Genomic DNA, 22,331 nt, shown 5'->3' with positions numbered 1-22,331 from the left:
TTAATTTCTTAATTCTATTACCTTTATCAATCCTATCTAATATTCTTTCTGTATCGACTATATTTGCCGTTATCCATACTCATATGTGCAGTTATTTTCAGTAGATTTTCACAATCACGACTTACTGCATCGGTAGGGATAAAACAGCCAGTAAACAGTGACTTAGAGGCAAAAAAATGCTAAAATAAGGCTTTATTTTTGTCCTGTTTTCAGCAAATTATCTGATAGCTTTACATCGTTTGTTATTGATGGCTATAAAGCGCTAAGTGTTTGATAATTAGTGGTTTTATTTAATAATCATCCCTTTAATAATGTCTTGAACAAAACGAAGATTGTGGTTAGTTTAATAATTCAACGGTTTTCATCTTTTATACGCTGCCATTAGGTTTTAATTAAATGTTTTAACTGAAACCTTTTGACTAAAACGTTTAACGCGAATAAATTAAGTCTCAGATAATGTCATGATAGGTCACCGTAGTGGTGAGCTGATGATAAATAGCTGACTATAGCTAGATTAAGGAATGCACATGAGTGAGTCATTACCTACTGATAATGAACAGATGACGTCAGATATCGCTGTTCAGACCATCGCCCCTGATGTTGTTACTGAAAGCAACCAGTCCGATTATAGCTCCAAAGATATTCGCGTATTGCGTGGATTAGAAGCGGTGCGCGTGCGTCCTGGGATGTATATTGGTGATACCGATGATGGTACTGGTCTACATCATATGGTTTTTGAGGTGGTAGATAACTCTATCGATGAGGCGCTCGCCGGTCACTGTGACCGAATTGACATCATTATTCATGAAGATGAGTCAGTGAGTGTCAGTGATAATGGTCGCGGCGTGCCTGTAGATATCCATCCAGAAGAAGGCGTATCAGCCGCGCAGGTCATCATGACTGTATTGCATGCCGGTGGTAAGTTTGATGACAACAGTTATAAAGTTTCAGGCGGCCTGCATGGTGTGGGGGTCTCTGTAGTCAATGCCTTGTCTAAAAAGCTTGAGATGAACATCTGGCGTGAAGGGTATCACTATCAGCAAACCTACAGTGATGGCGTACCAGATGCCGATATTCAGCCAATGGAAGCCACCGACAAGACAGGTACCCAAATCCGCTTTTATCCTAGCACTGATGTCTTCACAGGTACTGTTTTTGAGTATGATATTTTGGCCAAACGTTTACGTGAGTTGTCGTTTTTAAACTCAGGTGTACGTATTATCTTGACTGATGAACGCATTGATAAGCGTCATGAGTTTGAGCATAAAGGTGGCTTGTCTGAATTTGTCAGCTATATTAATGCTGGCAAAGATGGCATCAACGATGTGTTCCATTTTATTAGTAACCAAGATGATGGTATCAGTGTCGAAGTAGCGTTACAGTGGACGGATACTTATAACGAAAAAGTATTGTGTTTTACCAATAACATTCCACAGCGTGATGGTGGAGCTCATTTATCAGGCTTCCGCTCGGCATTAACGCGTTGCCTAAATACTTATATGGACCGCGAAAATTTATTTAAAAAAGAAAAAGTTGTCGCCACGGGTGATGATGCGCGGGAAGGCCTAACGGCGATCGTATCGGTTAAAGTGCCTGATCCAAAGTTTTCTAGCCAAACTAAAGACAAACTAGTATCAAGTGAAGTGAAACCGGCTGTTGAATCAGCAATGCATGATAAATTTAACGATTATCTGCAAGAGAACCCAAGTGCGGGTAAAGCTATCGCTGGCAAAATCATTGATGCTGCGCGTGCGCGTGATGCCGCTCGTAAAGCGCGTGAGATGACCCGTCGTAAAACCACTTTAGATATCGCTGGTTTACCGGGTAAGCTTGCTGATTGCCAAGAAAAAGATCCAGCATTATCAGAATTATACATTGTGGAAGGGGACTCTGCTGGCGGTTCAGCCAAGCAAGGTCGCAGTCGTAAAACGCAGGCAATTTTGCCACTAAAAGGTAAAATCCTCAACGTTGAGCGTGCGCGCTTTGACAAGATGTTGTCGTCTGCTGAAGTCGGTAACCTGATTACAGCGCTAGGCTGTGGTATCGGTCCTGATGAATATAATCCTGATAAAGTACGCTATCATAAAATTATCATTATGACCGATGCGGACGTTGATGGGTCGCACATTAGAACCTTGCTACTGACCTTCTTTTTCCGTCAAACGCCTGAGCTGATTGAACGTGGTTATATTTATATTGCTCAGCCACCGCTATATAAAGTCAAAAAAGGTCGTCAAGAGCTATATCTAAAAGACGATGAAGCATTGAAAGCTTATTTATTATCATCAACTATTGATAATACTAAGCTACATATCAATGATGAGGCGCCTGCGATTACTGGCCAAGCGTTAGAGATTTTGCTAAACGACTACAACCAAACCCAGCTGATCAAAGCGCGTTTGCAAATTCGTTATCCTGCGGTGTTGTTAGATGCGTTGACCCATACGCCGAAGCTTACGACTGACATGACGTACGATTTGTCTGCTATGCAAGCATGGAAAGACACACTACAGACCCAGCTTGATCACTTCGGTAGTGAGTTGTATCCTGAGATTGAACTGGTCAATATTCATGCGCCTGCACCTAAGGTAATGGATGCAGTAACTGCAGATCTGCTCGGTATGAAGCCGCAACCAGTAGAAGCTGAGCTTGATACTGATGCTGATATTAATACTGAAACGGGTACTGAAAACGAGATTGAAGTGGCAGAAAATAGCGAAATGCTATCGACTAAAGCACAGTGGTTACCACGCATAACCGTTTATGTGCATCAGTTGGCGCATCATTATCTACTCGATGCTAGCTTTATTAATTCAGGCGAGTATAGCAAGCTGCTACGTTTATCAGCCGAATGGAATACCTTGTTAGAAGAGGGTGCCTTTATCCGCCGCGAAGCTACGTCAGGAACTAGTAAGGATATTCCGGTACGTGATTTTGACTATCTATGGCAACAAATGATGCTAGAAGCGCGTCGTGGTCTCTCGGTTCAACGCTATAAAGGGCTAGGCGAGATGAACGCTGATCAGCTTTGGGATACCACTATGGATCCTGAAAATCGCCGCATGCTACGCGTGACGATTGAAGATGCTATTGCTGCTGACCATATGTTTACCTGTCTAATGGGTGATCATGTCGAGCCGCGCCGTATCTTCATCGAAGAAAACGCCTTAACGGTGTCTAATTTAGATATTTAATATTTGAAATTCATCTACTAATTCTATAAAGTCATCCTGTTAGCAGGGTGACTTTTTTGTTTCACATGAAACATTATGATAATAAAATATTAGTAGGAAGGATATCATGTTGAATTCAGAACAAAAGCAGCTTTTAGCGCAATTATCAAACACAACGCTAGTTAACTTTGTAGCTGATATATATGGTGTAGACAAGCTATTAGATAAAAAAATTGAACGTCTGCTGCTTCAGTCAGACAAACCTAAGCTCATAAAAAAATTGACCACAACGCTAAAAGGTCTCAAAAGACGGCGTAAATTTATTGATTATTGGGAGTCGAGTGAATTTGCCACTGAGCTTCATCATTTAGCTAGCGATGTCATGAGCCTTTATCCTGAACAGCCAAGTAAATGTTTAGAATTAATAGAGTTGTTTATCTCATCGACCAATAGCAGTCTGAAGCGTTGTGATGATTCTAACGGTGAGGTCGGTGGCGTATATAGTGATTTAGCACAATCTTGGTTAACGGTTGCTAGTACTTGCTATGAGCAAGAAAAAAGCAGTTTGCCTATAGATGAGCAAGATATACTAAGCCAAGCATGGCAAGAAAAAGTAAAAGCCATGATTAGTGATAATAACTACGGCACTAAAGATGACATTTTGTTGGGGGTTAATCAGCTTTTATCAGAGTCTGAGATACGTGGTTTAATCCTTGATTATCAGCAGTATTACGAAGAGGTGCGTGCTAAGAAATCCCTAACAGATCAGGTTGATAAGAAGAAATCGGCCTATGATATGGATCACACGCTTATCTATGAAAAGATGAATATTGAGAGAACGCTCAAAAATTTAGCGGGTGCGCTGGGTGATGTAACCTTGTTTGAAGAGATTTATCTTAACATCTACACTGCACGGCCACTGCATTCGCGGCAACTCCAAGAACTACTTCGCTTTTTAGTAGATAACAATGCTCACGATGTGGCTCAGCGTTATTTGCGTGATGACTGGCGTAGTAGGACAGTGGCAGATCAAGTAAAGCGCTTGGATTGGCTGAGTGAGATATATAATAAGCAAGACAATACCGAAGCATCAATGGCGGTATTGGGCGAAGCGTTTGAGCTGCAAGCGTCTCCTGCCCGACTAAAAGCAATCATGTCTGTTGCCACTCCAGCCGAGCAAGCGTATTGGCGCAAAGAAGCTCATAAGTTGGCAGGGCAACAAGAAAATATTATGATGGCGACGTCACTGCTGTTAGAGATTGGCGAGACGGCACTGGCGAATCAAATAGCGGTCGCTCGTCATACTGAGTTTGCGGATGTGCATTATACTGCTTTGACCCAATTGCTAAAGGAGTTACCCGTGGGCACTCATTTCATCCAAGTAATTATTTATCGCAGTTTGCTGAATGATATTTTGGATAGTGCCCGCAGTAAAGCTTACGGTCATGCCGCCCGCTACTTTAAAAGATTGGCTCAGCTTGATATTAGCATTAGCAACGCTGTTAATAATTATAGTGGCTTAGACTCGCATCAAGACTATATGAGCAGCCTCACACAAAAACATGGCAAAAAACGCAGTTTTTGGGAACGAGTAAATGATTGAAGTAATCCTACTCGCTATTGCCCTAGCAATGGATGCGTTTGCAGTGGCAATTGGATTGGGTGCTAAAACCCAAAAGCCCAGCCATTCTTACGTGCTACGCTTGGCATTCTATGCCGCGCTGTACTTTGGGATTGCGCAAGGGATTATGCCGCTCATCGGCTATTTTTTAGGTGCTGCGATGTTGGGTTGGTTGGCGTCCGCTGCCCCATGGATCGGTGGGTTTATTCTTATCGCGCTAGGTGGAAAATGCTGTACGAAGCCTTAAGATCTGACGTTCAAGAGACAGTAGATGAGGCTATTCAGGATCTCGATAGTAGAACTGGTAATGCTCATAGCACACGAAAAGGTATCAATCATCGTACTATGTTGACGCTTGCTATTGCTACCAGTATTGATGCGATGGCAGCAGGATTCACGCTAAATTTATTGGCATTGAATGCGCGGTTGGCGTGTTTAATCATCGCGGTAGTAACCGCTGGATTTGGCTATTGGAGTCTATTTAGGCTGGCGATCGGGCACTTGGTTAGAGGATAAGGCTGAGGCATAAGGTGGAATAGTATTAATAGCCATTGGTTCAAGAATCACGTTCCTTAGTTAATTAGACGCCATCTTTAATGTTATATAGTCCGTACCAAATAAAATGGATATACATCTGATTCGTATAGCGGGTAAAGTTTTTCTAGCTTGCTGTGCGACTGCGTCACTTTTCGAGGCTTCGAAAACTTCTCCTAGCCATACTGTATTCGTTTTAAAGTGGCTTAACTATGGCATATAAAAAAACACCGCTTTGAATATCAAAGCGGTGTTTTTGTTTCACGTGAAACTTTGACTGTTTTTAATTGTAGGGGTTACTCTTCGTCAGTATCAAAACGCCATGCCAATATACGAGTGTTTTTTTGTCCCTGACTCATCTCAATGATGCGCATTTGTGTGACATCGAGCTGCTTTAATAATAGCTGCAAAGGCTTAATGTTTTCAGATTTTGATACCAAAGTGGTAAACCAGCCGACATGCTCAGCGAAGTTTTGACTCTCTTTTACCATCTTAGTCAAAAAGGCAATCTCTCCGCCCTCACTCCATAATTCTTTATGCTGACCACCAAAATTTAGGTTTTGTGCGGCATCGCCAGATTTGGACGAGCTTTGATTTACTTTGTCATTCTTCGCACGGTGCTTCTGTAGATTGTTTTGCTTACGACTATTCGATTCCATGGCTTCTTCAAGAGAGGCATGAAAGGGAGGGTTGCAAATAACCATATCAAAGTAATCTTGGCGACCAATGATATTAGCAAAAATGCGCTTAGGCTCAGGCTGTAGTTTTACTTTAACCGCGCTCTTTAGCTTGGGATTAGCATCACAAATGAGCGCTGCCGTATTAACCGAAATAGGGTCAATATCAGTGGCAGTAAAGCGCCAACCATAACTTTGGCTACCAACAATAGGGTAAATGGCACTGGCACCAGTACCAATATCGAGAGCATGGATTTGCTTGCCCGTTGGTGGGGTATTGTCTTCATTAATATGCGTCGTTTGCGCGAGCAGATCAGCAATATAGTGAATATAATCCGCACGTCCCGGAATAGGTGGACACAGATAACCTGCTGGAATGTCCCAAAACTTGACACCATAATAATGAGCCAACAATGCCTGATTGAGCACGCGTACGGCTTGATGGTCAGAGAAGTTAATGGTCGGCTCGCCATTAGGATTGGTAATGGTATGGTCAGCAAGTTCAGGCAATGCGCGAGTCAATACGGCAAAGTCATAGCGACCTTGATGGGGATTGCGCGGATGCAGCTTGCCTAGTTTTTGAATTGAAGCTGGAGATCTATTTCTGTGATTACTGGTGATGGGTCTACTGGTCATAGTGTGGGGCTTACGATGTATGGATATAATCAGCCATTTTAGCAGATTTTGTGGCTAACTAATGTGTTATCGGCTACGTAAAATCAGGTTTAATCCCAATACTATCATCGCTGTACCCAATACGCGGTCTATCCAATGCTCAAAGCGCTGAAAGCGGCGATGAATCGCAGGGATGGATAGCAACATCACCACTGTGCTAAACCATGCCATCTGCAAGACCATCATCCATACGCCATAAATTGCCAACTGCCAAAGAGGTATGTCTGGTGATAATACGAGAGTAAATATCGCCACAAAATACACCGGCGCTTTCGGATTAAATACATTGCAAAAAAAGCCACGGCGCAGAATGGCGCTTGTAGATTCCGTATTGCTAGAAGATTTTTTAAGAGACATTTCTTTAGTAGAAGGCTCTTTAGTAGAGAGTTCTTTAGCAAAAGGTTTTTTTGTAGAGATGCTTTTATTAGAAAGTGGCTGACCTTGCTCAGTAGGCGCGGCTTGTGAAACGCTAACGACTGAATCTGTTGGGTCTGCTGAATTTGCTGAGTCTAATGGCTTTTTAGGTTTGGCTTGAATGCCTTGCCACCCTAAATAAATAAGATAACTGCCGCCCAACCATTTGATAGCGGTCAGTAATGGCTGCGAATGGGCGATTACCGTCGCCAGTCCTAATACCGAGTAGATAATGTGAACGGCTAAACCCAAGGTAATACCGAAGCTACAGATCAAACCAGTGCGTCGACCTTTTGCTAAAGTCTGCTGCGAGACCAATACAAAATCAGGGCCAGGTGAGGCGGCAGCGAGTAGATGGACGCTGGTGATAAGCAAAAAACCGTGCCAAAATTCCATAAAGTGCTCTGAGTAATACTTTAATTTGCATAATAGTTTCACTTATCGCAAACGAGGTCAACTTATATTAATGCCCGCTTTAATGATGGTGACCTTTACGAATCAGCGCTTTTCGGCTTGTGTTATGGCAAATGGGTGTCTATATTAAAAGTAAGCTTATTACGACTGACGATACGATAACTATAATTCTGACAAGGATAAGACCATGACTACGGAAAGTACTAACAGCATAGACAATCGAATCACTTATGAAATCCAAGATTATATTTGCCTGATTGGGTTAAATCGTGCGGATAAACGCAACGCTTTCGATAGCCATATGATAGCGCAGTTGTCTGACGCGCTGACCCGTTACGATAATGACGATAATCTACGCTGTGCATTAATATTCGCACATGGTGAGCACTTTACCGCTGGGCTGGATTTGATGGAGCTACAAGATAAATGGGATAAAGGCGCGTTTGAGTTTGATAACAGCCAAATTGATCCGTGGGGCATTGGTGGTAAACTGCGGTCGAAACCTATCGTGGTGGCGGTACAAGGCACTTGCTTTACCGCTGGGATTGAGCTGATGTTAAATAGTGATGTAGTCATCGCTAGTGATAATTGCAACTTTGCCCAAATGGAAGTCCAACGCGGTATCATGCCGTTTGGCGGCGCGACTGTACGCTTCGTAAAAGCCGCTGGCTGGCAAAAAGCGATGCCGTATCTGTTAACAGGCAAGCCATTCGATTCGCAAACTGCGGATAAGCTGAATTTGGTTAGTGAAGTCGTCGCTAATGGCATGGAATATGAGCGTGCGCTTACTATTGCCAAAGAGATTTGCACGGCAGCTCCGCTTGGTGTGCAAGCGCTACTGTCCTCAGCACAAGATGCGAGTCGTAATGGCGCAAATGTGGCATTGGCTAATATCCATAGCTATCTGCCGCACTTGTTTCATTCAGAAGATGCTAAAGAAGGTGCGATAGCGATGGTTGAGCGGCGGGCGGCTGAGTTTAAGGGAAGGTAGGAGCTTGCTAAATGAACCTCAAATAAAGAGTTTAATCAATTATTTGATACCAAAAAAGAACATTCTTTTATTTGCTGAGCCAATGTCTTCAAAATCTATATTTAAATTATCGGTAATCAGTTTTTTCCTGACATCTTTAGATGCTGCTATCAAATCTCTTTTAAACTCTTTGCCATTAATAGCTAGGTCTTCACTATAGAAGTTTGTGTATCCTGAGATGAGTATTCTGAGATATAAACTGAAATCGACATAATTACCACACTCTCGCTTAACCTTAGTCATTGATTGAAAGCTATCTATTCGTCCTATAGCTTTATCAAAGACTGGGTTTGGAATTCGCCGTTGGTAAGTTTGTAGTCTGGAGTTATAAATTATATCAAAACCTAAATAAGTGAAGTTGTCTTTAGCACCATATATCTTTGTTTTTTGTTCACCAACTAATTTTTCGATATCTAAACCAATATTTTTAAGATTTTCTTGAATGTGATCTTTTAGTTTTTTAGCATTGTCATAAGAGTCATCAAAAATTAGAAAGTCGTCTGCGTAACGTATATACGGTATGCTGTTCTTAATCATTAAATTGTCAAACTCGTATAAATACATCGAAGAGCATAATGATGCTATAGGCATACCTTGGCGAACGCCCTTGCCCTTAAGTTCTTTTAGATATGCTCCTATCAGTTTGTTGTACTTTAGATCGCCATAATCCAACTCAGCATCGCAGTAAACAAAGCTTTTAAAAATAGCAATCAGCTCTTTATCTTCATTTAAACCAATAAACTCGTTTTCAAATTTCTTTACAGCGATTTCTCTATTTATATTATCGAAAAATTTAACAATATCTGCTTTGATAACGTATTTATACTTGCTCCGATATTCTATAACGTCATCTAAGGCTTTACGGATACCATGTATGGTTTTCTTAGTTAGTTGACCATCTTTATTTATCGTATCTATTTCTTTCTTATGAATATCTTTGTTCAAGGCATGGTCATATTCACAAAATCTATTATAGATTTTATCATAATGTTTTTTGAGATAATCTAAAAATAGCTTTTGAAGGACTCTATCTTGTACTGAGGGGACACAAACCAAACGAGTATTATCTAACGTCATTACATCGTGTTTAAGACAGTTTGTTTTAGGTAGAATAATAGGGGTTAGATAGTCACAGTTATACTTAAGATTTGATATTCTTTTACAAACATCATCTAAAACTTTGTCACTAAAGTTGTTTAGATAGTCATTAACTGTGATGTATTTAGTATGATAGGAGTTGTCCGCTTTCGACTTGTTTTTAGCGAGATTATTAAGAGTGGATTTGAAATTCTCATTCACATAGGACGAGAATTTAACCTTATCTGTCATGGCTATCTCCCTTGCTTCTATTTAACAAACCTTTTGCAAAAATTCATATATTAAGTATTACTAACGAAATAAAGAGTTTATGCAAAAGGTCTATTCACTAGATAACCATGACGAAGGTGGAGTGCTACACGCAATCTATGAGCAAGCTTTCTTAAGCGTTGAACAATGTCGCCACTTAAATATAGCGCACGTTTGAAACGGTACGTCATATAGCTGTCATATGGAATGATAAGCTCATCTACAACAACCTTACAATCAGTTAAATTGTTAACGTCATTTAGAGCCGTACCCACCAGTTCTGCGATTTTCTTACGGATTATTTCACTGTTATATATTAACACAAAAGCGTGTGCAATTGTTATCAATACTGCTACAAATATGTATGCCTTTGTCGCAAATGGGGCTGTTGGCGATAGTGCGCCGTTTATCAGTACCGCTCTTTCGAGCCACAATAGCGGCTCAATGAGTTTATTTAACAGGAAATCTATTTTCGATATGTTTACCATGTCATCACCATTTGATGTAATTTCATCCTCTTGAGTACCAGATAGCAAGGGCAAGAGTGCTACACGCAATCTATGAGCAAGCTTTCTTAAGCGTTGAACAATGTCGCCACTTAAATATAGCGCACGTTTGAAACAGTACGTCATATAGCTGTCATATGGTGTGACAAGCTCATCAATAACAACCTTACAATTTGTTAAATTGTTTGCGTTATTTAGAGCTAAATAGATAATAGCATTAATTTCTGTACTTATGAGTAAGAAAACAGTTGCCTATTAATATTGATTCGATCTAGCTTGATTCGCTAAGTTTTTAATTCAATTATATCCGCCTTGAGGCGCGTTTTAGCCCTGACATGAGAGCCGTAAAAAAATTGCACTGCAATTTTAGGCTTGCAAGTGAAACTCTCTTAAATGAGAGTTTCTTAAGGCTATCCTGCTTGAATAGGCGTGTTGCGAAGGCTAGGTTTTGGGACAATATCGTGACCAAACAGGAATGACCCAAACCGTAGCCTCGCCACGCCTAGATAAGCAGATAATAGCGGATGGCAGGATTGGCTACTCACACACCCCACTCTAATCAAACCGTTAAATCTCCTTTCTATTATTTCACAACATCAATCTTCTAGCGTTAATCTCATAGCGCGTCTATGCAAACGCCATAAAGCGATTGGCGATGATGCTATTCATGTTGTACCCTAAACCATTATTTTTTCTGATTCTGGAGAATACAGTGTTGTACAACTTTGATGAAATAATCGACAGACATCATACCGGGTCGCTTAAATGGCATCATACCGATGATACCATCGCGCTTTGGGTGGCGGATATGGATTTTAGAGCGGCACAGCCTATTCTAAACACCATTGAACGAGTGCTGCATCATGGCGTATTGGGCTACACCAAACCCTCTGCGGCTTTATATCAAGCGATTATTAACTGGCATGGCAGTCGTTATGGTTTAGCACTGGATAAACAACACATCCTGTTTTCCCACGGCGTGATACCAAGTTTGGCGCTGATGTTAAGAGTATTTACTGAGGCGGGTGAGGCGATACTAATCAATGATCCTATTTATACGCCTTTTATGACAAAAGTTTTGGACAATGGCCGCAAGCTTGTGACTTCTGCTCTAAAGGAGGTCGAGGGCAAATATCATTTGGATTTGGTTGATATTGAAGCCAAGATTATCGAGCATGAGGTTAAGCTTTTTTTACTGTGTAATCCGCACAACCCGGGCGGACGTGTGTGGACGGCAGATGAGCTTGAGGCGCTGTTTTCGATTTGCAAAAAGCACGATGTAGCGATTGTAAGTGATGAGATTCATCAAGATTTAACCTTGAGCGGTCATGAGTTTATTCCCTTTTTACGCGTAGCAAAAGGCTATGAGCACAAGGTAGTGAGTATCACCTCAATGACCAAAAGCTTCAATGTGGCAGGTATTAAAGGCTCAATGATCTTTGCCAAAGATCAGGGATTGATTAAAAAAATTGGCCAACAGCAGCGCTTAAGTGACGAGCATGATCTTAACTTATTTGCTTATGAAGTGATGGCTAGTGCTTATGAGCAAGGCGGTGAGTGGTTGGCGCAGGCGTTAACTTATATCGAAGCCAATATTGAATTAACCCTGCACTTTTTGGCTCAGCATCTTCCCAAAATTAAGGTGATGCGCCCAGAAGCTTCATATTTGATATGGCTTGATTGCTCGGCATATGCGCAAGAGGATCAAAGGCTTTATGACCAGCTGAGAAAGGCTAAAGTTGAGCTAAGTGCGGGTATTCAATACGGTAATGAGGGGCATCTTAAAATGCGCCTCAACGTAGCCTGTCCGACAGAGGTACTGATGGAAGGGTTAAATCGTATTCATACCGCCTTAAATAACGATGACATTAAACAGTAATGAAAGCCACAACGCCTAATCAGCATTAAGGCTAGGCTGACACAGATGTTTAGTGTTATTTAGCCGGGTAACCGGTGATGTCTTGAATGCTGTGATACAAGGGCTGCAAGCGGTCATACATTTTGAGATAAACTTCATTATACAAGCGCTTGTAGAGCTGAACATTGGCGTCAATGGGCAAGAACTCATCGCCCAAATGGGTCATCGCTTTAGTCGCTGCTAAATGGTCGGGATAGATGCCGAGACCAACCGCGCAATTAATGGCAGCGCCTAACCCTGTTGCATCATAAGTATGCGGACGGTAAGCGGGCATGCCAAAGATATCTGCCGTGAGCTGCATGGCCGAGTCACTTTGTGAGCCGCCACCGGAGACGCGCAAGTGTTTAATGGGTTTGCGAGTGCGCTTCTCAATCTTGTCAAAGCCAAGCTTGAGCTCATAGGCAAGCCCCTCTAAGATAGCGCGGTAGACGTGCGCCCGAGTGTGTACATCGCCAAAGCCAATGAGTGCGCCTTTGGCCTCAAGACCAGGATGCCGCACGCCTGGCGACCAATACGGTTGCATCATCAGTCCCATACATCCTGCCGGAATATCTTTGACTGCCTGATCTAGTAGCTTTTCGGTATCGATACCCTGAGTCTTAGCAAGCAGCTCCTCGTAATGGGCAAACTGCTCTTTGAACCAACTGACCATCCAAAATCCGCGATATATCATATACTCATGATTGTAGTAGTTCGGCGCGGCTGCCGTATATGAGGGCATGTGCTTGAGTATCTCGACGTAATTCGTTGAAGTAGTATTGATAGTGGCAGTGGTGCCAAAGCTTAAGCAAGCGGTGTCGGCTGCTAGACCCGCTGATCCCAATGCTTCACAAGCCTTATCGCTGGCGGCCGCTATCATTGGCGTGCCCTCAAGAATACCTGTGGCTGCTGCGGCTTTGGCAGTAATACACCCGAGCTGCTGGCCTGGCGGAACGAGCTTGGGCATCTGCTCTAGTCGGCAACTAAACAATCGCCACTTGAGATTGTTGGGCTTAAACCACGCTTGCGCCTTGTAGTCATAAGGCAGATAGCCTAGGGCATGACCGGTGGAATCGGCCAATTGATCGGTGAGCTGATAGGTTAGGTACGCCGATAAATTAACATAATGCGCCGTTTTCGCCCAAATCTCTGGCTCATGATGGGAAAGCCAGTTACAGCGCGCTTTATGCTGGGCTTCTTCTACCAGCTCGCCCATGCCAATTAACTTAGTAAGGGGGCTGAGAAAGCCTAAATCATTCGGTTCCCCTTGGCGAAAATCCATCCAAACAATGGCTGGGCGTAGCGGCTGTTTATCCTTATCCAAACATATCATGGTATAGCGCTGGGTTGCGAGACTGACGCCCGCAATTTGCGCTGGGGTGATGTCGCAAGTTTGCCACAACTGCTGGCAGGCCTCGCTTAACTTTTGCCAATAATAGTCGGCATGCTGCTCAGCAAAGCTGGCTTGAGTTGAAAAATATGGCTCGATAGGAACGCGTGCTTTGGCGATCTCCTTGCCGAATTGATCAAAGATAAGCGCTCTAACGCTTTGGGTGCCATTGTCGATGGCTAAGAAATAAATAGGGGCATCAAGGTTGTTGGTCATAGTAGTCCTTTACTATGTGGAAATAGATATATAGCTCACTAAAAATACTATGATTATAGCGTGCTACTGGTATAAGTGTTCCTTGCTTGCTGTGTCTACGCAGACAGAGGCTGCGGAAAACTTATACCAGTAGCACTTGTCTATTAATATCATATAAAAAAGTGCTAGGCCGCAGGCAGATGATAGTAGCGTTGCCATATGTCTTTATAGCGCAGAACTTCTTGCTGCCAATTTTTCTCATCCCAGCCCAGCTCTTGCTGACATATTTGCTCAAGCCTATCACTAACTGACGGGGTCATCGCCCCATTGATTAAGATGAGACCCAAGCGAGTACGCCGCAATAACAAATCGTCTAAATGAATGACCTGCTCATGACTGGCGGCAAAGCGGACTTCTGCCCAGATGGTATTGCTGTCGGCAACATAAGCCAAATCATCTTCATGCGCCAGCTCAAGTAAGGTGTCAAGCTGTCGGCCATAAAACCCTGGCAAGCGCTCACGTAGCGGTTGGGGTAGCGTTGCAAACTTGGCACTGGTTGGGGCTTGGTTGCTAAAGACTTTATCATTAATAACATTGTCATTATTAACCTTCTCAATCGTCTCAGGATCGAGTGCCAGAACCTTTTGGCAAATCTTAAGCACATCAAGTGCGATAAGGCGGAAGGTCGTAAGCTTGCCACCACTAACGGTCACTAAGTTATTATCCAGCCACACGCTATGGTCGCGCTTTTCTTTACTGGGGCTGACTCGCTTGCCATCGCCGCCCTCTGAAATAAGCGGACGCACCCCCGCCCAAGTGCTGATCACATCATCTTTGGTCAGGTTGGCATTATTAAAGAGATCGTTTGCCCCTATCAATAAATAATCCAGCTCTGCGCTAGTGATTCCGACCTCTTCATCCCCTAATGTTGGATGGTCCAAGTCGGTAGTACCAATGACCGATCGGGTCTCCCATGGAAAGACAAAAAATGCCCTTTTATCGACCGGGTGCAATAAGGTATAGGCTTGCTTGATAGGAAGGCGCTCTTGACTGACCACCAAATGACTGCCCCGAGACGGACGAATTTGCTTGTGAAATGTTTGCTCAGTCTGGTTGGTAGCTTGCATCCGTAGATTGTCTGCCCAAGCACCAGTAGCACTGACCACCACTTTTGCATGGACCTCGTAAGTATGACTGTTATTTTGAGAAGAGGTGTCTGCTAGGTTAGCGCCCACGACCAAGCCTTGATCATCCGTAATTAACGACTCAGCCTTAAGGTAGTTAATAGCGCAAGCGCCTTCATGAATAGCTTCGTCTAGCACGCGCATTACAAGGCGTGAGTCATCGGTCACCGCGTCACTAAACTGACTGGCACCCAAAAAATTATGTTGCTTGATACCAGGATCAAAACTTGAAAAAGCGTCTTTTTTAAAATACTTGAAATAGCGCTGGCCAGCCAGCTTATCGTATAACCTTAGTAGGTTATTAAATATCCACGGTGGTGGAAACTTACCTTTATAATGCGGCATGATGAAGTGCATTTCTTCAACCAAGCCGCCGGCCTCGTTGAGCATTCGTTCACGCTCGCGTACGCTGAGCAAGGTAGTCTTGAAGTCGCCTGATGCAATATAGCGTAGCCCGCCATGTACCATCTTACTAGAGCGGCTGGAGGTGCCCCAAGCAAAGTCTTTTTGCTCAATTAATAAAACGGCTAAGCCTTGTCGCACGGCTTCTCGAGCAATCCCAGCACCAGTAATACCGCCACCGATGATCAGCATATCCCATGGTTTAGCGCGTGATAGGGGAGTTAATGCTTGCTGGCGCTGTTGGTATTGTTTGGTTTGGTTCATAAACTACTCATCTCAAGACGCCTAATGGTGGTGCGCTAACGATCAAAGGGTGATATAGGTTTGGCTTAACTTGGATTAGCTCGGCCAATTTAGTCAAACCAACCAATTTAGCCAAGCAGCTTTAACCAAACAGCAGTGCTAGTCTTCGAGCAAAGCGCCCGGATTCATACGCTTTTCGGGATCTAAGCTTTTGAGCATATCTTTGGTCACCTGAATACCAAGCTCGCCCTTTTCGGCAGCAAGGTAAGGGGCGTGATCACGGCCAACGCCATGTTGATGCGATATCGTGGCTGTGCCATTGGCCAGACTTAAACTGGCGGCATGTTTGATTTTTTGCCAGCGGGTGAGCGTACTAGTGTGGTCTTTGCCAGCTCTAAAAAAGTAGGTGGTATAAAGACTAGCGCCTTGCTTATAGACATGCGAGATATGAGTGAATACCATCACTTCTTCGCCTTCATCTGACAGAGAAGTTTGCACCGCTTCTTGCATCTGTTGCATCTGTTCGTCGATATTATTCCAGTTGGTCGCGGTCTCAAAGGTATCGACCATGATGCCTTTTTCCCACAATGTGCCGCGCAAATAAGGGAATTTGAAGCGTCCATGTGCCCACACACTACCCATGATATCGGTTATTTTACCGGTGACACTATTTTGCTGCTTTAATAGCTGTTTGAACTGATTAAGTGCCAATTTATTCTGCGCTTTATCGCCCGTTACCCCATAAGTGAGCATTACTTTTTGCGAGTCTAGCCCGCGTGCTTTTAGATAAGTGCTAATGGCCAAAAACTGACTGGGACTCGTACCCAAGTGTAGATGGGCGTCGGTCTCGACAGCATTGCTCAAACGTAGCATAGAGAGGCGGATATTTTTTTGTACCGCTTGTCTTAGCACGGCCTTACCCGCTTTCCAGTTGGGCAAAAATACAACTTTGAATAGCTCTTCTTCAGGCTGAGGCTGAACGCGCATTTTGACTTCAGTAAAAATACCTGCGCGACCTTCAGTGCCCATCACCATCTCACGCAGGTCAGGACCTGCTGATGAAGCTGGGATATCAGCGATATTCAGCACCCCTTGCGGCGTCACCAAAGTACCACCAGCAAACATTTGCTCGATACGCCCATAGCCTAATGACTGCTGACCACTAGAGCGGGCAGCAACCCAGCCGCCGAGTGTCGATAGCTCCCAAGACTGCGGGTAATGCCCCAACCGATAGCCGTGCTCGTCCAGTTGCGCCTCAACTGCTGGCCCCTGCGAGCCTGCGCCAAAGGTGGCAATTTGGCTCTCAAAATCCAAGTCGATGAGCTGATCCATTTTGCTCATCGCTACTGTCAATACGGGGCGTGAATCCTTTGGTGGATTGATATGCCCGACCACTGAAGTGCCGCCACCATAAGGGATAACGATAAGATCGTGTTCGCGTGCCAATTGCAGCAAGGTCTCGACATCGCTGGTGCTTTGGGGCATTGCTACCCCATCAGGGAATACCTTGAATTCGCCGCCATGCATGGCTATCCAGTCAGGAAAGCTTTGCCCACGGGCGTGTCTGAGTCTATCTTCATTATCGATAGAGACCATGTCGAGGTTAGTGATGGCAGCGGGCAAGCGTGATTTGGGTACCTTTTTGAGCACCTCTTGTAGGCTAACAGACGATAGTTTTTTGGTTTTGCCGATGTGTGATTTAATCAATTTCGCACCGTGTGTCGATACTTTTTTATTGATATTCACATTGCCCCAGCCATTCCAGCGGGTCTGCTCTATGGGTGTATTGACGGGCGTATTGCTTTTTGAGGCGGTATCTATATCGGTACTGTTAGTATTCTGAGTAGTAGACGTTACTACAGCAGAGGCAGGCTTAGAGGTTTTACGAATAAGAGATTTAATTTTGCTCATAGAGGATATAACCTGTCGATTTATTATAACTATTTATCATAGCTATTTATTATAATTGGGATTTGAACAATGTAGGGAGCAATTTTCTTGCTGGTAAACCTGCTGAAAGCTAAGTGGTGAATGTAATCCGTAAATAGTCTCTATTAGAGCTATAACAATATAGCGCAGCTCTAGACATGCTTTGATAGTCTAATATTGGTATTCTAATAAGTGCTTTTAACTTTTTAAAAGTCTGACTTTCTATGAAGAAATACAAAGCTAACTATAAAAAGATACAATACTAAGATGCAGTGCTAATTTTTTAGCATATCACAATACAAGCAACTATTTTATATAGACTAGACATTAGTGAGATAAAACAAAAATAGTCATAATTAATCGTCACTCTAATCGCCATTATCCTGCTTAAACTTGTTAAAATAGGCCACCAAATTACTTCTTGATGGACACTCCGTTTATGACCACTGTAGCCGCCACTCCCGCAATTAAAGAAGACCGCATCTTAATCCTCGATTTTGGCTCGCAGTACAGCCAGCTAATCGCCCGCCGGGTGCGCGATTCTGGCGTATTTTGCGAGATGTTTCCCTATGATATCGACACCCAGCGCATCCTTGATTTTGGCGCAAAAGGCATTATCCTATCGGGTGGCCCTGAGAGCGTACACGCAGAGAACAGCCCGCGCATTAATGATGCCGTATTTGACTTAGGCGTGCCGGTATTGGGTATTTGCTACGGTATGCAAGCGATGGCAGAGCGATTTGGTGGAAAAGTTCACACCAGTGATGTGCATGAGTTTGGCGCATCGACTATCAATATCGATGGCAAATCTGACCTTATAGATGGTATCGAAGACGCAGCGGGTAAGCTTAATGTCTGGATGAGTCATGGCGATAAAGTAATTGATGCGCCAGAAGGCTTCGATATTGTCGCCAGTACCCCAAGTTGCCCGATTGCAATTATGGCCGATGACACGCGCCATTATTATGGTCTCCAGTTCCATCCTGAAACCACGCATACTCTGCAAGGGCAGGCGTTACTGGGTCGTTTTGTGCATCAGATTTGTGATTGTGCTGGCGACTGGATACCCGATAATATTATCGATATGCGTATTGCACAATTGCAAAAGCAAATCGGTGACAAGCAAGTATTGCTCGGATTATCAGGCGGTGTGGACAGCTCAGTAGTGGCGGCATTATTGCATAAAGCCATAGGTGATCAGCTGACTTGTGTGTTTGTCGATACTGGTCTGCTACGTTTGCACGAAGGTGACCAAGTGATGCAAGTATTCGCTGAGAATATGGGCGTAAAAGTTATTCGCGTCGATGCCGAAGAATTGTTCTTAACGGCGTTGGCTGGTGAATCTGACCCTGAAGCCAAACGTAAAATCATTGGTAAGACCTTCATTGATGTATTCGCAGATAGCGCTCGTCAAGTGAGCGAGCAAAGCGATGGTAAAGTCGTTGAGTTCTTAGCGCAAGGCACGATTTATCCTGACGTGATTGAGTCGGCAAAGTCGCATCAAGGTAAAGCACATGTCATTAAGAGCCATCATAATGTTGGTGGCTTGCCGGATGATTTAGCGTTTGAATTGGTTGAGCCGTTACGTGATTTGTTTAAAGATGAAGTGCGTAAATTGGGTCTTACCCTAGGATTACCGGCGAAGATGATTAACCGTCATCCGTTCCCAGGACCCGGTTTGGGTGTGCGTATCTTAGGCGAAGTCACCAAAGAATTTGCTGATATCTTACGTGCTGCTGATGCCATCTTTATGGAAGAGTTAGAAAAATCAGGCTGGTATGAGAAGACAGCGCAAGCGTTTGCCGTATTCCAACCGATTAAATCGGTCGGCGTGGTTGGTGATGCCCGCCGCTATGCGTGGGTGATTGCGCTACGTGCCGTTGAAACTGTGGACTTTATGACTGCGCGCTTTGCGCATCTGCCGTATGACTTGATTGAGACCGTGTCAAATCGCATTATGAATGAAATAGCCGAGGTATCACGGGTGACTTATGATGTGTCGAGCAAGCCACCGGCTACTATTGAGTGGGAATAAGTTTCTTAGTTAATCTTTAGCTTCAAAACGATATATGTTAGAACAATATATTTTAGAGTGGTATAAAAAAGGAGCAATAAGCTATGAAATTAATTCATGTCGGTCAAGATGAATGGATGTTTGAAGATTCGGTTATTGATTTTCCTAACAAAGAATCAGCGAGTAATAAGTCAGATGCTGACAGTGCTGGTAGTGCTCTTAATATAAGAGTCAAAGCTTTTGTTGAGACAGAGGTAAAAAAGGGTCGTGATATTAATGACATCATGAATGAGGTCATGACCAAGTTTCAAAATGAAATCATGCAAGAGGTCGGTGAACAGCCGCCTACCTCGTTTCAAGTAATTCGGATGACTTTGGAGCAAAATGGTTATGAAGCAGCTCGTGATGTGGCAGAGTTTTTGGTATTAGAAAATATAGATGACCCTGATGCTTATTTTAACTTAGCGTTTTTATGCGAGGAGCATGGCGATAGCTTTTTGGCCTTGCTGAGTAGCCGCGAATGTATGCGTCTGTATTTACGATATTTTCCGCAAAAGTTCAATTGGCAAAAAAGTAAGCTGCCTTGGGGCATCATGGAAAACCGTGCCTTTTTGCGTGCGTTGTTTCAATTAACCAATGTATATGCAGACAACGGTAATTTTGAGCTGGCCTGCGCGGAAGGTGAAAAGCTACTACAAGTGTGCCCTAATGACAATCTAGGCATACGCGAACGCTTGGTAGAGCTATATATACTGACCGAGCAATACCAAAAAATCATTCAACTCTGTGACAGCTATCCTGAGGATATGCTCGCCAATATTGCTTTTGGTAAAGTACTGGCTTATTGCTATCAAGATAAGCTAGACAAAGCAGAAAAAGCTTGGGATATAGCACAGAAAAACTTGCCTAATATCGCTCATGAAATCCTTAAAAAACGTCATACTAGACCTCGCGGTCTGCATAGTTCTAATCAAGGTATAGAAATTGGTGGTAAAGAGCAGGCTTATCTTTACTGGGAGGACATGGGTGAATGGTGGGAGGATAACGCTACCGCGCAAGCCTTAATTGAGAAAAAACGTGCAGAGAAAAAGAAGAAGTAATGGGGTGATGTATGAGCGCTGTCAATACTTAAATTGCGCTACGTGCGGTTGAGACTGTGGACTTTATGACTGCGAGCTTTGCGCATCTGCCGTATGATTTGATTGAAACGGTATCGAATCGCATTATGAATGAGATTGCCGAGGTATCACGCGTGACTTATGATGTGTCGAGCAAGCCACCGGCTACTATTGAGTGGGAGTAAAATCCTGTTTAATATTTAGTTAGCTTTAAATAAAAAAAGCACTCAACTTGGTTGGGTGCTTTTTTTGGTTGTGACATCTACTTTTACTATTAAATAAGTTTAATATTTTTTCTGTGCATCGAATCCTGTATATATTTAAATATAGTATACATTGCATTAACTGTGGCTGTCGCTTCTGGAACGTCTAGAAGTTCATTCACATGCGAAAGACTAGCGTTATTTCTTAATGTAGAAAAAGCATCAATAGAGTTAGCAAAAGATTGTAAAACTCTAGTAATTTCTTCTGATCGATTACCAGAAGCTATTAACACTGGATGGTAGTTCCTAAGCTGTTTGAATGCGGTGGATACTGTAGGCTTATTTGGTAAATCAATATCGTTATCTGCACACAGTTGAACTAAGTAACCGTGAAGCGCAGTATGAGCACGGTCTATTGCACTTGATGAATCTACAGTACCTATCAAAGCCTTTGCATCACCTAAAGCCCTCATTACTGTAGTCGAAACGGATTCACTCAATTCTGGAGTAGCTACACTACCTACATTTTGAATTAGTTGATCGCCAACAATTTCATATTGAACATGGTTGTTTTTCAATATTTGATTAATATGTTGTACTGTTGGTACAGTAGCATTTTTATGTCTTAGTTCTTCTAGAGCCTCATATACAGCCGCTATAAAATTGGGTGTATCTTTTGCGGCATTATATGCTTGAGTAACCATATCAGATTCTGCCCATTCTAGAGAAGAACTACGTGAATAATAATCGTTAGAAACTTTGCAAAAATGTTGTTTAAATACCTCTATTACCTGCTGATGACCCATTGGACCTGATACTTTTCTAATCAATGACGTGAAATCATTTACAGTGTTGTCACTTAAAGGTGTCGTTGCACCCATAGGGAACCTAAGTTCGCTTGCCATTTGAAGAGGCATCAAATACTCCGATTTTTCCATGAATTAAATTTAAACGAAAAATTACTCTTGGTTGTTATTAAACAATAATGATTAATTGTGATTATTCTGATCTAAGAGTCATACTATTTCTAAATAATCTTAGCTCATCGCAATAAGGTTCTACTATTAATTTTTTTCTATTCTTAGATTAACACACCAAGTGCAACGCTAAATGATGTTATAGAATATCTGATTCGGTGTTTTGAATCCCAATCGTTTTCTTGGTCTGCTATTTAATCTGTCCTCAATGGCTTGTACCTCATCATCAGATACTTGTCTGAAATCACAGCCTTTAGGCAAGTACTCTCTGATTAGACCATTGGTATTCTCGTTTGTTCCTCTTTGCCATGACGCATAAGTATCAGCGAAGTAGAACATACTGTAGAGGCGTTCTTTCACCTCTTTATGCTCAGCAAACTCCTTACCA

At 42.9% G+C, this 22,331-nt stretch carries 16 protein-coding genes and 2 pseudogenes; 8 read left to right on the top strand and 10 right to left on the bottom strand.

Annotated features, from left to right (window positions below):
* The first annotated feature begins 572 nt into the window (after nt 1-572).
* The 3 genes and pseudogenes from gyrB (at nt 573) to JMX97_RS11535 (ending at nt 5,323) form a co-directional block, all read left to right on the top strand.
* The gene (gene gyrB, locus JMX97_RS11545) at nt 573-3,194 is read left to right on the top strand and encodes a DNA topoisomerase (ATP-hydrolyzing) subunit B (protein WP_413786411.1); all 2,622 of its coding nucleotides are present in this window, start codon (nt 573-575) and stop codon (nt 3,192-3,194) included.
* Nucleotides 3,195-3,300: 106 nt separating this feature from the next.
* Nucleotides 3,301-4,776 carry a DUF6880 family protein gene (locus JMX97_RS11540; RefSeq protein ID WP_201558286.1) on the top strand — a complete coding sequence of 492 codons (1,476 nt, stop codon included), beginning with the start codon at nt 3,301-3,303 and terminating at the stop codon, nt 4,774-4,776.
* Nucleotides 4,769-5,323 (top strand): annotated as a pseudogene (locus tag JMX97_RS11535) (manganese efflux pump MntP family protein). Before JMX97_RS11540 ends, JMX97_RS11535 begins: the two are co-directional and overlap by 8 nt.
* A gap of 301 nt (nt 5,324-5,624) precedes the next feature.
* Here JMX97_RS11535 and rlmF read toward each other — a convergent pair.
* Both rlmF and JMX97_RS11525 read right to left on the bottom strand, forming a co-directional pair.
* Nucleotides 5,625-6,641: a 23S rRNA (adenine(1618)-N(6))-methyltransferase RlmF gene (gene rlmF / locus JMX97_RS11530; protein ID WP_413786410.1), complete on the bottom strand. Its 1,017-nt coding sequence runs from the start codon at nt 6,639-6,641 to the stop codon at nt 5,625-5,627.
* Between the two features lie 66 nt (nt 6,642-6,707).
* Entirely contained in the window at nt 6,708-7,490 is a 783-nt protein-coding gene (locus tag JMX97_RS11525) for a LysE family translocator (protein WP_201558278.1), read from the bottom strand.
* Between the two features lie 205 nt (nt 7,491-7,695).
* Between JMX97_RS11525 and JMX97_RS11520 the strand changes: the two genes are divergently transcribed.
* Nucleotides 7,696-8,499 (top strand): crotonase/enoyl-CoA hydratase family protein, encoded by an 804-nt coding sequence (locus JMX97_RS11520; RefSeq protein WP_201558272.1) that lies wholly within the window; start codon nt 7,696-7,698, stop codon nt 8,497-8,499.
* 39 nt (nt 8,500-8,538) lie between these two features.
* On the opposite strand, the gene JMX97_RS11515 is transcribed toward JMX97_RS11520, so the two are convergent.
* The 3 genes from JMX97_RS11515 to JMX97_RS13930 form a co-directional block, all read right to left on the bottom strand.
* Nucleotides 8,539-9,867, bottom strand: coding sequence for a reverse transcriptase domain-containing protein (locus JMX97_RS11515; RefSeq protein WP_201558271.1), 1,329 nt, complete (start codon nt 9,865-9,867; stop codon nt 8,539-8,541).
* 77 nt (nt 9,868-9,944) lie between these two features.
* On the bottom strand, nt 9,945-10,517 hold the full coding sequence (locus JMX97_RS11510) for a hypothetical protein (protein WP_201558270.1): 573 nt from the start codon (nt 10,515-10,517) through the stop codon (nt 9,945-9,947).
* Between the two features lie 284 nt (nt 10,518-10,801).
* Complete coding sequence (locus JMX97_RS13930) at nt 10,802-10,936, bottom strand: hypothetical protein (protein ID WP_265089460.1); 135 nt, start codon at nt 10,934-10,936, stop codon at nt 10,802-10,804.
* Nucleotides 10,937-11,058: 122 nt separating this feature from the next.
* Between JMX97_RS13930 and JMX97_RS11505 the strand changes: the two genes are divergently transcribed.
* A complete protein-coding gene (locus tag JMX97_RS11505) occupies nt 11,059-12,270 on the top strand; it encodes a MalY/PatB family protein (protein ID WP_201558269.1) in 1,212 nt (403 codons plus the stop codon).
* 55 nt (nt 12,271-12,325) lie between these two features.
* Here JMX97_RS11505 and JMX97_RS11500 read toward each other — a convergent pair whose 3' ends face one another.
* The 3 genes from JMX97_RS11500 to JMX97_RS11490 all read right to left on the bottom strand — a co-directional run bounded on the left by JMX97_RS11500 (nt 12,326) and on the right by JMX97_RS11490 (nt 17,613).
* On the bottom strand, nt 12,326-13,894 hold the full coding sequence (locus JMX97_RS11500; RefSeq protein ID WP_201558268.1) for an FGGY-family carbohydrate kinase: 1,569 nt from the start codon (nt 13,892-13,894) through the stop codon (nt 12,326-12,328).
* Between the two features lie 164 nt (nt 13,895-14,058).
* Nucleotides 14,059-15,723 carry a glycerol-3-phosphate dehydrogenase/oxidase gene (locus JMX97_RS11495; protein ID WP_201558266.1) on the bottom strand — a complete coding sequence of 555 codons (1,665 nt, stop codon included), beginning with the start codon at nt 15,721-15,723 and terminating at the stop codon, nt 14,059-14,061.
* A gap of 138 nt (nt 15,724-15,861) precedes the next feature.
* The gene (locus JMX97_RS11490) at nt 15,862-17,613 is read right to left on the bottom strand and encodes an FAD-binding oxidoreductase (RefSeq protein WP_201558264.1); all 1,752 of its coding nucleotides are present in this window, start codon (nt 17,611-17,613) and stop codon (nt 15,862-15,864) included.
* Nucleotides 17,614-18,070: 457 nt separating this feature from the next.
* Between JMX97_RS11490 and guaA the strand changes: the two genes are divergently transcribed.
* From guaA to JMX97_RS11475, 3 genes and pseudogenes are all read left to right on the top strand, one after another.
* The gene (guaA, locus tag JMX97_RS11485) at nt 18,071-19,666 is read left to right on the top strand and encodes a glutamine-hydrolyzing GMP synthase (protein WP_201558262.1); all 1,596 of its coding nucleotides are present in this window, start codon (nt 18,071-18,073) and stop codon (nt 19,664-19,666) included.
* Nucleotides 19,667-19,749: 83 nt separating this feature from the next.
* Entirely contained in the window at nt 19,750-20,745 is a 996-nt protein-coding gene (locus JMX97_RS11480) for a tetratricopeptide repeat protein (RefSeq protein WP_201558259.1), read from the top strand.
* Between the two features lie 32 nt (nt 20,746-20,777).
* Nucleotides 20,778-20,948, top strand: a pseudogene (locus JMX97_RS11475) (GMP synthase (glutamine-hydrolyzing)); the annotation flags it as partial.
* Between the two features lie 89 nt (nt 20,949-21,037).
* Here JMX97_RS11475 and JMX97_RS11470 read toward each other — a convergent pair.
* Complete coding sequence (locus tag JMX97_RS11470) at nt 21,038-21,883, bottom strand: abortive infection family protein (RefSeq protein WP_201558258.1); 846 nt, start codon at nt 21,881-21,883, stop codon at nt 21,038-21,040.
* Between the two features lie 189 nt (nt 21,884-22,072).
* Nucleotides 22,073-22,331: IS30 family transposase (locus JMX97_RS11465; protein WP_201558257.1), on the bottom strand; the 259-nt coding region annotated here is incomplete at its 5' end.

Origin of the sequence: Psychrobacter sp. 72-O-c, assembly GCF_904846605.1 — a bacterium.
GTDB lineage: Bacteria > Pseudomonadota > Gammaproteobacteria > Pseudomonadales > Moraxellaceae > Psychrobacter.
Note: the sequence above shows the minus strand (reverse complement) of the source record. Positions and strands in the feature narration are given on the sequence as shown.